This window comes from Agrobacterium sp. 10MFCol1.1 (assembly GCF_000381165.1).
In the GTDB taxonomy this organism is placed as follows: Bacteria; Pseudomonadota; Alphaproteobacteria; order Rhizobiales; family Rhizobiaceae; genus Agrobacterium; species Agrobacterium tumefaciens.
The window spans coordinates 44,590-58,192 of record NZ_KB906075.1 but is presented as its reverse complement, the minus strand read 5'-3'; the positions used below and the strand labels follow the sequence as shown (position 1 = coordinate 58,192).

General features: G+C 59.9%; 13 protein-coding genes. 11 read left to right on the top strand and 2 right to left on the bottom strand.

The annotated features are described in order from the left end of the window. Nucleotides 1–85 precede the first annotated feature (85 nt). From F617_RS0111505 to rarD, 10 genes are all read left to right on the top strand, one after another. Nucleotides 86–673 (top strand): CvpA family protein, encoded by a 588-nt coding sequence (locus tag F617_RS0111505; RefSeq protein WP_019565382.1) that lies wholly within the window; start codon nucleotides 86–88, stop codon nucleotides 671–673. A gap of 138 nt (nucleotides 674–811) precedes the next feature. After that, nucleotides 812–2,305, top strand: a complete 1,494-nt coding sequence (purF, locus tag F617_RS0111500; protein WP_003512343.1) for an amidophosphoribosyltransferase — start codon at nucleotides 812–814, stop codon at nucleotides 2,303–2,305. A gap of 150 nt (nucleotides 2,306–2,455) precedes the next feature. Continuing rightward, nucleotides 2,456–3,196 (top strand): SDR family NAD(P)-dependent oxidoreductase, encoded by a 741-nt coding sequence (locus F617_RS0111495; protein ID WP_019565381.1) that lies wholly within the window; start codon nucleotides 2,456–2,458, stop codon nucleotides 3,194–3,196. A gap of 225 nt (nucleotides 3,197–3,421) precedes the next feature. Then, entirely contained in the window at nucleotides 3,422–4,807 is a 1,386-nt protein-coding gene (gene cysS / locus F617_RS0111490) for a cysteine--tRNA ligase (RefSeq protein WP_019565380.1), read from the top strand. A 132-nt stretch (nucleotides 4,808–4,939) separates the two neighbouring features. Then, nucleotides 4,940–5,308: an endonuclease domain-containing protein gene (locus tag F617_RS0111485; protein WP_026330796.1), complete on the top strand. Its 369-nt coding sequence runs from the start codon at nucleotides 4,940–4,942 to the stop codon at nucleotides 5,306–5,308. After that, on the top strand, nucleotides 5,305–5,781 hold the full coding sequence (locus F617_RS0111480) for a GFA family protein (RefSeq protein WP_019565378.1): 477 nt from the start codon (nucleotides 5,305–5,307) through the stop codon (nucleotides 5,779–5,781). Before F617_RS0111485 ends, F617_RS0111480 begins: the two co-directional genes overlap by 4 nt. After that, entirely contained in the window at nucleotides 5,778–6,242 is a 465-nt protein-coding gene (locus F617_RS0111475; RefSeq protein WP_003512324.1) for a GFA family protein, read from the top strand. The genes F617_RS0111480 and F617_RS0111475 overlap by 4 nt, the downstream gene beginning before the upstream one ends. After that, entirely contained in the window at nucleotides 6,239–6,718 is a 480-nt protein-coding gene (locus F617_RS0111470) for a GFA family protein (RefSeq protein WP_019565377.1), read from the top strand. The genes F617_RS0111475 and F617_RS0111470 overlap by 4 nt, the downstream gene beginning before the upstream one ends. A 3-nt stretch (nucleotides 6,719–6,721) precedes the next feature. Beyond that, nucleotides 6,722–7,678 carry a prolyl aminopeptidase gene (gene pip, locus F617_RS0111465; protein WP_019565376.1) on the top strand — a complete coding sequence of 319 codons (957 nt, stop codon included), beginning with the start codon at nucleotides 6,722–6,724 and terminating at the stop codon, nucleotides 7,676–7,678. A gap of 215 nt (nucleotides 7,679–7,893) precedes the next feature. Beyond that, nucleotides 7,894–8,802: an EamA family transporter RarD gene (rarD, locus tag F617_RS0111460; RefSeq protein WP_003512314.1), complete on the top strand. Its 909-nt coding sequence runs from the start codon at nucleotides 7,894–7,896 to the stop codon at nucleotides 8,800–8,802. A gap of 57 nt (nucleotides 8,803–8,859) precedes the next feature. Here the strand turns inward: rarD and F617_RS0111455 are convergent, their stop codons facing one another. Beyond that, nucleotides 8,860–10,620 (bottom strand): penicillin-binding protein 2, encoded by a 1,761-nt coding sequence (locus F617_RS0111455; RefSeq protein WP_019565375.1) that lies wholly within the window; start codon nucleotides 10,618–10,620, stop codon nucleotides 8,860–8,862. Nucleotides 10,621–10,814: 194 nt separating this feature from the next. Then, the gene (locus tag F617_RS0111450; RefSeq protein ID WP_003512311.1) at nucleotides 10,815–11,435 is read right to left on the bottom strand and encodes a TIGR00730 family Rossman fold protein; all 621 of its coding nucleotides are present in this window, start codon (nucleotides 11,433–11,435) and stop codon (nucleotides 10,815–10,817) included. A gap of 156 nt (nucleotides 11,436–11,591) precedes the next feature. Between F617_RS0111450 and F617_RS0111445 the strand changes: the two genes are divergently transcribed. Further along, nucleotides 11,592–13,595, top strand: a complete 2,004-nt coding sequence (locus F617_RS0111445; protein ID WP_019565373.1) for a LysM peptidoglycan-binding domain-containing protein — start codon at nucleotides 11,592–11,594, stop codon at nucleotides 13,593–13,595. Nucleotides 13,596–13,603: the final 8 nt, after the last annotated feature.

The window sequence follows — 13,603 nt, the reverse complement described above, 5'->3', positions numbered from 1 at the left end:
TTCGCCAAGGGAAACAGTGGTGTAAGAGGATCGCACAATTGGCAAGGCAGCGCCTGACAGGGCGTCGCACCTCCGGAGTTGGTATATGCCCATTACAATTTTCGACGGCATCGTCATCGCCGTTGTTCTTTTCTCCGCCATTCTCGCGATGGTGCGCGGTTTTTCCCGCGAGATTCTGTCCATCGCGAGCTGGGCCGGTTCGGTCGCCGCCGCCTATTATCTTTTCCCGATCCTGCTGCCCTATGCACGCAACTATACCGATGACGACAAGATCGCCATCGCCGGTTCGGCTGGCGTCGTCTTCCTCATCTCCCTCGTCGTCATTTCCTTCATCACCTCGCGCATTGCCGATTTCATCATCGACAGCCGCATCGGTGCGCTGGATCGCACGCTGGGTTTCCTGTTCGGCGCAGCGCGCGGCATTCTCTTGCTGGTCGTCGCGGTTGCCTTCTGGAACTGGCTGGTGGATGTGAAGACGCAGCCGCAATGGGTAACCCAGGCCAAGTCCAAGCCTTTCCTCGACGGGCTGGTGGGCAAGCTGGAAGCGGTTCTGCCTGACGATATCGAGCCGCAGATCCGCGCCCGTATCCTCGGAAAACCGCAGGAACCGGCAGCCGTGCAGACGCCTGCGGAAGATGTACCGGCGACAAATCCGCCGGCAACGAATAATTGACACAGTGTCGCGCCTTGCAATGCATGCAAGGCGCGCTATTTGTGCTAAATATCAAGCACGACACAGACTGGCCGACCGGGAGACAAGCTCACCGGAGAGGTCTTTCGTTTTTCTCGGTAGAGAGCAAGGGCAAGCCGGATGATTGAGCCGCTTTCGCATTCCACTTTCAATGAAGAGATCGACGGCGACACGCTGCACGAAGAGTGCGGCGTGTTCGGCATTCTCGGCCACGCCGATGCCTCTGCCCTGACTGCACTGGGCCTGCATGCGCTTCAGCATCGCGGCCAGGAGGCAGCAGGCATCGTCTCCTTCGATGGCAAGCGCTTCCATCAGGAACGCCATATGGGCCTCGTCGGCGATCATTATACCGATCCTGCAACCCTTGCCCGCCTGCCCGGCTCCATCGCGATTGGCCATACCCGCTACTCCACGACAGGCGAAGTGGCGATGCGCAACGTGCAGCCACTGTTTGCCGAGCTGGAAGAAGGCGGCATTTCGATTGCCCATAACGGCAATTTCACCAATGGCCTGACGCTTCGCCGACAGATCATCGCCACCGGCGCCATCTGTCAGTCGACTTCGGATACCGAAGTCGTGCTGCACCTCATCGCCCGTTCGCGTCACAGCTCCACTGCCGACCGTTTCATCGACGCCATCCGCCAGATGGAAGGCGGCTATTCGATGCTGGCGATGACCCGCACCAAGCTGATCGCAGCCCGCGACCCGATCGGCATCCGCCCGCTCGTCATGGGTGAGCTGGACGGCAAGCCGATCTTCTGCTCGGAGACCTGCGCTCTCGATATCATCGGCGCGAAATTCGTGCGTGACGTCGAAAACGGCGAAGTCATTATCTGTGAAATTCAGCCGGATGGTTCGATCACCATCGATGCGCGCAAGCCTTCGAAGCCGCAGCCGGAACGTCTCTGCCTGTTCGAATATGTCTATTTCGCCCGCCCCGATTCCGTCGTTGGCGGCCGCAACGTCTATACGACGCGTAAGAACATGGGCATGAACCTTGCCAAGGAAGCGCCGCTGGAAGCTGACGTTGTCGTTCCGGTTCCCGATGGCGGCACGCCGGCAGCGCTCGGTTTTGCGCAGGAAAGCGGTATTCCGTTCGAATACGGAATCATCCGCAACCACTATGTCGGCCGTACCTTCATCGAGCCGACGCAGCAGATTCGCGCTTTTGGCGTCAAGCTCAAGCATTCCGCCAACCGGGCGATGATTGAAGGCAAGCGCGTGGTGCTGGTGGATGATTCGATCGTGCGCGGCACGACTTCATTGAAGATCGTGCAGATGATCCGCGAAGCGGGCGCGAAAGAAGTGCATATCCGCGTTGCCAGCCCGATGATTTTCCATCCGGATTTCTACGGCATCGACACGCCTGATGCCGACAAGCTGCTCGCCAACCAATATGCCGATGTGGACGCCATGGCGAAATTCATTGGCGCCGATTCGCTTGCCTTCCTGTCGATCGACGGTCTTTACCGCGCCGTCGGTGGCGAGAACCGCAACAATGCGCGTCCGCAATTCACGGACCATTATTTTACCGGCGACTACCCTACCCGCCTTCTCGACCAGAACGGCGAGGCGATGGGCAGCAAGATTTCCGTGCTGGCCAGCAACGGCTGATAATCTTGAAATAACAAGCGGCCACCGGCTTCCGGTGGTCGCTTTTTTGTGGCGGGCGATTGAAACCGTGCCCGCTGCGGCGTTTTGATCGCTTGCGGTTGGCGTCAGGGGCTTCATAAAACAAGCGGAATGAATTTCGGAGGGGGCAAAATGACCATCAATCTCAAGGGCAGGATCGCGCTCGTCACCGGCGCGTCGCGCGGTATCGGCTATTTCACGGCGCTGGAACTTGCCAAGGCCGGTGCGCATGTCATTGCCTGCGCCCGCACGGTCGGCGGCCTCGAGGATCTGGACGACGCCATCAAGGCCGTCGGCGGCACCGCGACGCTGGTTCCCTTCGATCTCGCCGATATGAACGCCATCGATGCGCTGGGCGCCAATATCTTCGAGCGCTGGGGCAAGCTCGATATTCTGGTCGCGAATGCCGGTGTTCTCGGCGTCATCTCCCCGGTCGGCCATATCGAGGCGAAAGTCTTCGAAAGGGTCATGACCATCAATGTCACCGCTACATGGCGGCTGATCCGCTCGGTCGAACCGTTGCTCCTGCGATCGGATGCCGGGCGCGCGTTGATCCTGTCTTCGGGTGCTGCCCATAGCTGTCGTCCCTTCTGGGGCGTCTATTCCACCTCCAAGGCCGCCGTTGAGGCACTTGCCCGGACCTGGGCTGCGGAAACAGATAAAACCGCCCTGCGCATCAACAGCATCAATCCCGGCGCGACACGAACAGCCATGCGTGCGCAGGCCATGCCCGGCGAAGACCCCGCAGACGTGCCGCACCCTTCTGAAGTTGCCGCCGCCATTGTTCAACTCGCCTCGCCTGAGCTTACCGAAACCGGCAAGCTCTTCGTGGTGCGTGAAGGCAAATTCCTGGATTACCGCCAGCCGGAATAGGCTTTTGGTCAAGGCGGTCTCTTAAGGTGCTTCTGGCGTCTGCGAGAAACGCTTGACCGCGAAACACCGGCACGCCATAAGGCAAGGCATGAAAACAACGATCTGCACCTGCTGCTGAATAATTTTTGCTGGTTCACCACCGGCCAGATCGTTTTCGTCTCCCCGCAAGGTCCAACAGACAAACGGTCCGGCCAGGACAATTGACTGCCTTTAGGGAACGCCCGCATGTCCTTGCGCCTGAAACTCCACAACACCCTGACACGCGAAAAGACGGAATTTGCGCCGATCGACGCCGACAATGTGCGCATGTATGTCTGCGGACCAACGGTTTACGATTTCGCCCATATCGGCAATGCGCGCCCGGTCATCGTTTTCGATGTTCTTTACCGGCTGCTGCGCCACGTCTATGGCGAAAGCCATGTGACCTACGCCCGCAACATTACCGATCTCGACGACAAGATCAACGCAAGGGCGCTGCGCGACTATCCGCATCTGCCGCTGAATGACGCCATCCACGCGGTGACGAAAAAGACCGCCGACCAGTTCCATGAGGATGTGGCAGCACTCGGCTGCCTGCAGCCGACCGTTGAACCGCGCGCCACCGACTACATCGCCGAGATGATCGACATCATCGAGAAGCTGATCGCACGCGGCCATGCCTATGCGGCGGGCGGCGAAGTGCTGTTCGACACCCGCTCGATGGCCGATTACGGCCAGCTGTCCAAACGCCCGCTGGACGAACAGCAGGCCGGCGCGCGCGTGGCGGTGGAAGCCCACAAGAAGACCCCCGGCGATTTCGTGCTGTGGAAACTTTCCTCTGATAGTGAGCCCGGCTGGGAAAGCCCATGGGGCCGCGGCCGTCCGGGCTGGCACATCGAATGCTCGGCCATGGCCGGTCGCTACCTCGGCGAAGTGTTCGACATTCACGGCGGCGGGCTCGATCTCATCTTCCCGCATCACGAGAACGAAATCGCGCAATCCCGCTGCGCCCACGGCACGCAGGTGATGGCCAATGTGTGGATGCATAACGGCTTCGTGCAGGTGGAAGGCCGCAAGATGTCGAAGTCCGAGGGCAACTTCGTGACCATCTATGAATTGCTGCACACCGAAAAATTCGGCGGCCGCCAATGGCCGGGCGAGGTTCTTCGCCTTGCCATGCTGATGACGCATTACCGCGAGCCAATCGATTTTTCGGTGAAGCGTCTCGAAGAGGCCGAACGTCTTCTCGCCAAGTGGCCGGCGGCCGAAGCCTCCGACGCGGCACCGGATGAAACCGTGCTTGATGCGCTTGCCGACGACCTGAACACGGTTGCCGCCGTGCAGGCGCTTCACGCGCTGGCACATGCCGCCAATACCGATCCTGCCCGCCTGCCCGCCTTTGCGGCCAGCGCCGCCCTGCTCGGCGTATTGCCGAAGAAAGCGGAAGTGGACGAGGCTATCGTTTCGGCAGTCGATGCCCTAGTGCAACTGCGTCTGGAAATGCTGAAGGCGAAAAACTTTGCAGAGGCGGATCGTTTGCGCGACGAGCTTTCCGAGAAGGGCATTCAGTTGAAGGATGGCAAGGATAAGGAAACCGGGGAACGGACGACGACCTGGGAGTTGAAGCGGTAATTTGCTGCTGCGGCTTGGGACTTACCCCCTCTGCCCTGCCGGGCAGAGGGGGTGATGCGCCACGACAGGCCCTTGATTTCGTCCACACCATGCTACAATCGCGCGGCAACCGTTCAAGTCGCGAGCATCCCAATGCCCCATGCCAAGGTCAGGCCCCGACATCGGGAACATGCTCGGCAGATGCGCAAGGCCATGACAGGCGCCGAACTCAAGTTCTGGAACGCCGTCCGTGCCCATCGTCTTGCAGGCCTGTCTTTCAGACGCCACCTGCCTGTCGCAGGATACATCGTTGATTTCGCCTGCCCGTCGCATAAGATCATTGTCGAGTTAGACGGGTTTCAGCATGCGGAAGATGCTGCGGCAGACTATGATCGGCAACGAACGGAGACGCTGGAGCAGTGTGGCTGGCGGGTTCTGCGTTTCTGGAACGAAGATGTTGTGAAAGACATCGACAATGTCTGTCTCCACATTATCCGGACGGTAAAGGAGAGCCAACCATGACCACCTACACCGGCGGATGCCAGTGCGGCGCGATCCGGTTCCGCGCGACCGGCGATCTCAAGGACAGTTCCATCTGTCATTGCCGCATGTGCCAGAAGGCTTTTGGGGCCTATTACGCGCCGCTGGTTTCGGTGCGCGGCGTCGATTTCGAATGGACGCGGGGGAAGCCGAAACGTTTTCAGTCCTCCAGCGTCGTCAAGCGCGGCTTCTGCGCCGAATGCGGCACGCCGCTGACCTATGAGGCGCCGGATGGCATTGCGGTTGCGGCCGGTGCTTTCGACGATCCTGCCGCCTTGCCGCCCACCATTCAGTGGGGCGTGGAACGCAAGATCGATTTCGTCGACAGCATCCACACGCTACCCGCCGTCCCAACGGAAGACGATCTGACCTCGGTCGACTATCTGACCAACCTCGTTTCCTACCAGCACCCCGACCATGACACCGAGAGCTGGCCCCCGGAGAATAAACGATGAGCGAAACAGGCTTTTCCGGCGGCTGCCAGTGCGGCGCCGTGCGGTTTCATGCGGGCAAGATCGGACGCCCCTCCATTTGCCATTGCCGCATGTGCCAGAAGCATTTCGGCAATTTCTTCGGTGCACTCGTCACCGCCGATCAGGCGCATCTGACATGGACGCGCGGCCAGCCTTCCCTCTTCCGTTCATCTGCGAAAATCCATCGCGGCTTCTGCAACAAATGCGGCACGCCGCTGACCTACCATTATCCTGGCGGCGTAGAGATCGCGATCGGTGCTTTCGATCATCCGGAGCGGATCGAACCGCAGGTGCAGGTCAATATCCACAAGCGCATGCCCTGGATCGAGCAGCTGTTTTCAAAACCTGCAATCGAGCAGAGCGTCGATGAGGCTGATATCACCTCCTTCCAACACCCGGACCACGACACCAAGGTCTGGCCGCCGGAAGACGACCGCGCATGAACGGTTCAGAAATCTTCAGCGGCGGATGCCAGTGTGGCGCCGTGCGTTACCGGATCGATGGCGGGTTGCGCTATCCGCATCTGTGTCATTGCCGCATGTGCCAGAAGGCATCGGGCAACTATTTCATGCCGCTTGCAGCAAGTACCCGCGCGAAGTTTGAAATGACCCGTGGCGAGGCTTCGTGGTTCCAGTCGTCCGATCACGTGCGGCGCGGTTTTTGCGGACGGTGCGGCACGCCGCTTTTCTATGACATGCCGGACGCCGATTTCATCAACATCACGCTTGGTTCGCTGGACGAGCCGGAGCTGATAAAGCCCGAGGCGCAGTCAAATCTCGACAGCAAAATGCATTGGTTCGGGGACCTTGACGGCTTGCCGGTCGAGCCGGAAGCTGCGCCGGATGAAAACCGGCTACCGGTCAACAACCGGCAACACCCGGATCGTGACACGGCCGAATGGCCACCCGAAGGAAAGTAAGACATGGCCGAAGAATTGCGCAGCTTTTACCCCGAGATCGAACCCTTCGAGAGCGGCATGCTCGATGTCGGCGATGGGCACACGATCTATTGGGAGCGGGTTGGTACACGCGGTGCGAAACCGGCGGTTTTCCTGCATGGCGGTCCGGGCGGCGGGGTAAATCCCACGCATCGCCGCGTTTTCGACCCGGCACTTTACGACGTCATCCTGTTCGATCAGCGCGGCTGCGGTCGCTCCACGCCGCATGCGGAACTGGAAGCCAATACTACCTGGCATCTGGTTGCCGACATTGAAAGGCTCCGTGCGCTGTGCGGCTTTGAAAAATGGCTGGTTTTCGGCGGCTCCTGGGGCTCGACGCTGGCGCTCGCCTATGCCGAGACTCATCCCGAACGCGTGAGCGAACTGGTGCTGCGCGGCATCTACACGGTCACCAGGCCGGAACTGGACTGGTATTACCAGTTCGGCGTTTCTGAAATGTATCCCGATCGCTGGGAAAACTTCATAGCGCCAATTCCTGAAGCCGAGCGCGGCGAGATGATGCAGGCCTATAATCGCTATCTCACCGGTACGGACGAAGCCAAGAAGCTCGAATGCGCGCGAGCATGGAGCCAGTGGGAAGGCGCAACCATCGCCCTTGTTACCGATCCGGCGCGCGTCGAGGATTTCGGCGAGGATAAATACGCCATCGCCTTCGCACGCATCGAGAACCACTTCTTCGTCAATGGCGGCTGGCTGGAGGAAGGGCAATTGCTGCGCGATGCCGGCAAGCTTCGCAATATTCCGGGCGTCATCGTGCACGGGCGTTACGATATGCCCTGCCCGCTGAAATATGCCTGGCAGCTTGCCAAGGCCTGGCCGAAGGCGGATTTCCATGTTGTCGAGGCAGCCGGGCATGCGCTGAGCGAACCCGGTATTCTTGACCAGCTGATCCGCGCAACCGATCGTTTCGGGGGTAAATAGGCAGGCCTTTCAGATGCTTGAAGCGGCCTGATGAGATAACGATTCACGCAGATTTTTGTGCGTGGATCATCCGTTTGGTCGCAAAGTCGCCTGTTTCAAGAGCAAATCGCCTTTTATTCATGCAGTTTTTCTCATGGACGCTTCACGGAAATGAATTGGCCCGCGCTAGGCCGATCCGTTATGAAGGGCCATCCCTAATAATTGGCGGTACTCCCATGGCACTCGATAAAACGCTTCCGGCCCAAGAGGGCGGCGATAGCGCACGCGGTTTTGCTTTCGCGCTCTCCGCATATCTGCTGTGGGGATTCCTTCCCATCTACATGAAGGCGGTTGCGCATATTTCGCCGATAGAGGTCATCGTGCACCGCGTCATCTGGTCGGTGCCTATCGGCGCTGCCGTCCTTATCGCTCTCGGTCGCACGGCGGAAATCCGCACTGCGCTGAAAACCCCTAAAATGCTTGCCATGGCAAGCCTCACGGCCGCGCTCATCAGCATCAACTGGGGCATCTATATCTGGGCGATCGGCGCGGGCCGCGCACTCGATGCCGCGCTTGGCTATTTTATCAATCCGCTGTTCAGCATCTTCCTCGGCGCGGTACTGCTCAAGGAAAAGCTTTATCCGGCGCAGATCGCCGCCATCGGCCTCGTGGGGCTGGCCGTTGCGATCCTCACCTGGCATGCGGGCAGCCTGCCATGGGTTTCCATTGCGCTCACCGTGTCCTGGGGTTTTTACGCCTTCTTCCGCAAGACGCTGCCAATCGGCGCCACACAGGGCTTCCTGCTTGAAGTCATGCTTCTTTCCGTTCCGGCCGTGCTGGTGCTGGCCTGGCTTGCCATTAGCGGACAGGCGCATTTCATGGCCGGCAATGCGACAGATACCTGGCTGCTTGCGGCCAGCGGCATCGTCACCGCCGTTCCGCTTATTCTTTACGGCAATGGTGCAAAGCTTCTGCGGCTGTCGACCATCGGCATCATGCAATATATCGCTCCGACGATGATCTTCCTCATCGCCATCTTCATCTTCAAGGAACCGTTCGACATGGTGCGGATGGCGGCCTTTGCAATGATCTGGGTGGCGCTGGCGATCTACACCGCATCGAGCCTGATGCGGCTGAAGCGATAACCTTCCGCGTCATGCCGCCTCTCCACATTCCCCTATCTGTAACGGGAATGTGGGTCTTCAATAATCGACCAGCAACTGCGGTGTCGCGTCATAACCGAAGCGCGGTTTGACGCCGAGAAGTCCAGCCGTCTGGGTGATGATTTCGCGGGTCATGGGTGCGGCCGTCGAGGCAGCCGTGCGTCCTCCGTTCACGCCGGTCCTGGGGGCGTCGATCATCGTCAGCACGACATATTTTGGCTTGTGCATCGGAAAACCGGCAACGAAGGCGTTGAAATTGATATCCTTGGCATAACGGCCATTGATGACCTTGTCGGCGGTTCCGGTCTTGCCGCCAACGTGAAATCCTTCCACCTGCGCACCCCTGCCCGACCCTTTGATGCCGTTCCAGTTGAAAAGGTAACGCATATCGGCGCTCGTCTTTCCGTTGATGACGGTGCGAGAAAGCACTGCCGCATCCTCTCGGGAACGCGGCAGGAAGGTCGGCGAAATAAGGCTGCCGCCATTGATGAGCGCAGCTGCTGCCACCGCCGTCTGCAAAGGCGTAGTGGCAACGCCATGGCCGAAGGAAATGGTGACGGAATTGATCTTCTTCCATGTTCTCGGCTGGGTGGGCGTGGCAACGCCAGGCATTTCCGTGTCCATTCTGGAGAGAAGTCCCAGTTTCGTCAGGAACTGCTGGTGGCCTTCGACCCCGACCTTGTCGGCAACAGCCGCCGTGCCGATATTCGATGAATATTGAAACACTTCCGGGATCGACAGCGGGCGGTTCCGGCCCTTGAAATCCTTGATGGTAAAGCCGCCCATGCGGATGGGTCGCGACGCGTCAACCACCGAGTTGAGCGTTATGGCACCTGCATCCAGTCCCATGGCAAGTGTGAAGCTCTTGAAGGTGGATCCCATCTCGAAGGTCGCATTGCTCATGCGGTTGAACCAGCCCTTTTCATACTCCCTGTCGATGCTGCCATCGGCAAGGGTGCGGGAAGGCTCGTTCGGGTCGTAATCCGGCACCGATGCCATGGCCAGCACCTCGCCCGTCTCCACATCCAGTATCACTGAACCGGCAGCCTCCGCCTGATAGGCGGTTTTCGCCTTGAGCACGACCTCACGAACGATGTTCTGCACCCGCAGATCGATCGACAACCTCACCGGCTCCAGCGGTGCACCGCTGGCAAGGCCGGTCGCGCGCAAGTCGGCCAGGCCCTGCTGGTCGAGATAACGTTCCATACCCGCAAGGCCCTGATTGTCGACATTGACGTGGCCGATGATATGGGAGGCTGCGGGGCCACCCGGATAAAAGCGCCGTTTCTCCGGCCGGAAACCGATGCCGGGGATGCCGAGGTTGAGAATATCGGCCTGCTGGCGCGGCGTCAGCTGGCGCCGCAGCCATTGAAAGCCGGAGTCCGAGCGCAATCTGCGGTGCGTCTCGCGCCAGTCGAGATTGGGGATGACGGTTGCGAGCTTCTCGACAACCTCATCCGCGTCCACGACCCGGCGCGGATCCGCATAAAGCGACACCATGTTGAGATCGGTCGCGAGCAGCGTGCCGTTGCGGTCGAGAATATCGGGACGGGAGGCGACTGCTGTAGCGCCGGTATTGATCCATGCGGTCGCAATGGGTTCGGCAAGGCCGTATTGGACAAGCCGTGCTGCAACGACGCCATAGATAACGGCAAAGACGGCGATCAATATTCCGAGCCGCTTTTTCGCGTCCACCCGGCGGCGGGCAGCGGAACCGAGGATCGCATCCCTGCCCTGAAACGGACTTCTCTGAATAATAAAATGCGTCCGGCTTTTCAGCCGCACCAAAAAAGCAATCATTCCCCAATGAGCCCCGCTATCATGGCGGCGAAAATCAAATTCCGCGCTCAGCCTACGCCTTGTAGACGCTGGCACAGGATCGGGCGCGGAGCCATGAAAACAGCGGGCGGGGCGATGCCGCAGTCAAATCTCTATTAATATACACTTAAAATTGTAACGAACCGCGTGGCGGCCCGTTAACATTTATTCGATGCCTAGAGACGGGAAATTACCGAAGGGTCGCCTTCCGGGTTCTGCTGCGCAAGCGCCCGGTCGATGATGGCGGGCACGATGTCCTTGACCTCATCGATGACCAACGGGTTCAGAAGATGGGCGCGATGGATGAAACCCTGATCGCGCATATGCTGCACAAGTTCCAGCATCGGGTTCCAGAAGCCGTTGATATTGGCGAAGACAATCGGCTTGGCGTGACGACCGAGCTGCGCCCAGGTCATGATTTCGACGATCTCTTCCAGCGTGCCGACGCCCCCCGGCAGCGTTACGAAAGCATCCGAGCGCTCGAACATCATATGTTTGCGCTCATGCATGTCCTTGGTAACGATAAGCTCGTTCAATTGTCCGAGAGAATGGCGTGTAGCCTCCATATCGACCAGAAATTCCGGTATGATACCCGTTACTTCGCCGCCGTTGGAAAGAACGCCGCTGGCGACCGCGCCCATGATGCCCTTGGTGCCACCGCCATAGACCAGGCGAATGCCGTTTTCGGCAATGGATTTCCCAAGCGCGCGGCCTGCTTCCATGTGAGCCGGGTCACGTCCGGGCTGGGAGCCGCAATAAACGCAGATGGATCGAATCGCTGTATTTTTGTCCGTCATGATGGGAAGGAACTATGCCGGATGCGACACGTCAAGAAAATTTGGGAAATCCCTTGCAAATATGGCCTTTTACGGCCACGCCGCTTGTCTGGGGCAAGGTAAGACGCTAGCAATCTGAACTCGTGTAAAAAGCTTACAATACCCGGAGATTCCAGGATGAAAAACAATAAAGCCGGTTTGCTGGCACTGATCGTGCTGGGCATCGCGTCCCTGCTCATGATCTTTTTCGTCCTGCCTAGAATTTCCAATGACGGCAAACCGATCGGCGATGCCATCAACGAAGCGGGCAACGCAGTGAAGAACAGCGTTGAAATGGGCAGCGACAAGGCGGGAGACATCCTGTCCGACGCCGCTCAGGAGACCGCCAATATCGCCGACAAGGTCGGACGGCTCGCGGCTTCCGCAACCCAGTCGATCAAGGATCTGACCACGCTTTTCGCCGATAGCAAGGTTCCGTCCGACGCCGACTTTGCGGCAGCACGCAAGAAGGTCGAGGCATCGCTCAAGGAACTGACCAATATCGAAATTCCCGAGACGCTGGATGAAACGACGTCGCGCCTCATCACCACGGCGCGCACTGCGGCCGAACGCACCACCGCTTTCCTGCGCGGTCTGCCGGATAGTGCAGCGGCGGCGGCAGCACAGGTCCGCCGTCTGGCGGGCGTCTTCACCGGCACCGACGATGGTGCTGCACAGCAGCCCCAACCCGCCGCTCCTGCCGCCGATGCAGCGCAGGCCCCATCGGGCGCACCGACCTTTGACGTGCTTCGCGTCGAGCCCGATGGTTCGGCTGTGGTCGCAGGCAAGGCACAACCCGGCTCCAGGCTTGAAATTCTGAGCAACGGCAAGGTGATCGCGCAGACGACCATCGACGGATCAGGCGATTTCGCCGCCGTTTTTGACAATCCGCTACCACCGGGCGACCATGAGCTGGTGCTGCGCTCGACCGACGCCAGCGGCAAGGCAACGCAATCCGAAGAAGTCGCAACCGTTTCCGTGCCCAACGGCAAGGCGGGCGAACTCTTGGCAATGGTGTCCAAGCCCGGTGAAGCAAGCCGCGTGCTGGCAATGCCGGAGGCGGCACCTTCAGCACTCCAGCCCCCGCAAGCCGCGCAACCGGGTCAGTCGGCAACAGCTGCCGCCACCACGACGCCCGCGCCTGCCGCTAGTACCCCGGCTCCGTCCGCTGCCGCCGCTCCTCTGACTTCGACCGTTCAGGTAACCGCCGTCGAATTCGAAGGCTCGAAGATTTTCGTTGCGGGTTCCGCGCCTGCCGCTTCGAGCGTGCGCGCGCTGGTCGACGACAAGGAAATCGGCAAAAGCACCACGGAGGCCTCCGGCCATTTCGTGATCGAGGGCAATGTCGATCTTTCCGTCGGCAGCCATATCATCACTGTCGAAGAGCTGAATGCCGATGGCACGGTGAAGGTGCGCGTGCGCGTTCCTTTCGAGCGCCCGCAGACCGACCAGGCAACCGTCGCCATGCAGGCACCGTCCGCAACGCCATCCGCCGCCACGACGACCGCGCCCTCTGAAAACCAGAGCACGGCAAGCGACCGCGCTGCATTCGAAAAGCTGCGCACGGATGTCGCCAAGGCCTTCGGCATTCTGTCCAATCTCTACAAGGATCAGGCCACACCGGCGCTCGACCAGGCCATTGCCGGCCGCTCCGCCGTGGTGATCGGCCTCAAGTCGCTCTCCGAGTTCCGCACTGCCGCCGGCACCGAGCCGTCCTTTACCGCCTTTGCCGGCGATATCGCCGCCAAGGCACGTCAGCTGCTGACATCGGTAGAGGCATGGCCGAACGACGTTGCCGGGATCGGCAAGGGCATCGCCACGCTGGCAAGCCGCCTTGCCGACCTCCACATCATCGCGCCGCCCGCACCTGCACCGCAGGCGCCCGCCGGTCCGCAGACCTTCGAGCAGCCGCCGCTTGCCGAAAGCCAGAACAGCGTCATCATCCGCCGCGGCGATACGCTGTGGCAGATTTCCCGTCGCGTTTACGGACAGGGCGTGCGTTACACCACGATCTACCTCGCCAACGAGGATCAGATCAAAAATCCTGACCTGATCGAGCCCGGCCAGATTTTCGGTGTGCCGGAGAAGGCCCTGCCGAATGCGGAAGAACTTCATCGCAAGCGTCTGAAGAGCGGTTCCTGATCGTTCAA

What these genes read in the sequence shown, in the direction of transcription:
- F617_RS0111470 (WP_019565377.1), top strand. Translation starts at nt 6,239, where the DNA reads ATGAACGGTTCAGAAATCTTCAGCGGCGGATGCCAGTGTGGCGCCGTG.
- F617_RS0111505 (WP_019565382.1), top strand. Translation starts at nt 86, where the DNA reads ATGCCCATTACAATTTTCGACGGCATCGTCATCGCCGTTGTTCTTTTC.
- F617_RS0111475 (WP_003512324.1), top strand. Translation starts at nt 5,778, where the DNA reads ATGAGCGAAACAGGCTTTTCCGGCGGCTGCCAGTGCGGCGCCGTGCGG.
- F617_RS0111450 (WP_003512311.1), bottom strand. Translation starts at nt 11,435, where the DNA reads ATGACGGACAAAAATACAGCGATTCGATCCATCTGCGTTTATTGCGGC.
- purF (WP_003512343.1), top strand. Translation starts at nt 812, where the DNA reads ATGATTGAGCCGCTTTCGCATTCCACTTTCAATGAAGAGATCGACGGC.
- F617_RS0111485 (WP_026330796.1), top strand. Translation starts at nt 4,940, where the DNA reads ATGCCCCATGCCAAGGTCAGGCCCCGACATCGGGAACATGCTCGGCAG.
- cysS (WP_019565380.1), top strand. Translation starts at nt 3,422, where the DNA reads ATGTCCTTGCGCCTGAAACTCCACAACACCCTGACACGCGAAAAGACG.
- F617_RS0111455 (WP_019565375.1), bottom strand. Translation starts at nt 10,620, where the DNA reads ATGATTGCTTTTTTGGTGCGGCTGAAAAGCCGGACGCATTTTATTATT.
- F617_RS0111445 (WP_019565373.1), top strand. Translation starts at nt 11,592, where the DNA reads ATGAAAAACAATAAAGCCGGTTTGCTGGCACTGATCGTGCTGGGCATC.
- F617_RS0111480 (WP_019565378.1), top strand. Translation starts at nt 5,305, where the DNA reads ATGACCACCTACACCGGCGGATGCCAGTGCGGCGCGATCCGGTTCCGC.
- rarD (WP_003512314.1), top strand. Translation starts at nt 7,894, where the DNA reads ATGGCACTCGATAAAACGCTTCCGGCCCAAGAGGGCGGCGATAGCGCA.
- F617_RS0111495 (WP_019565381.1), top strand. Translation starts at nt 2,456, where the DNA reads ATGACCATCAATCTCAAGGGCAGGATCGCGCTCGTCACCGGCGCGTCG.
- pip (WP_019565376.1), top strand. Translation starts at nt 6,722, where the DNA reads ATGGCCGAAGAATTGCGCAGCTTTTACCCCGAGATCGAACCCTTCGAG.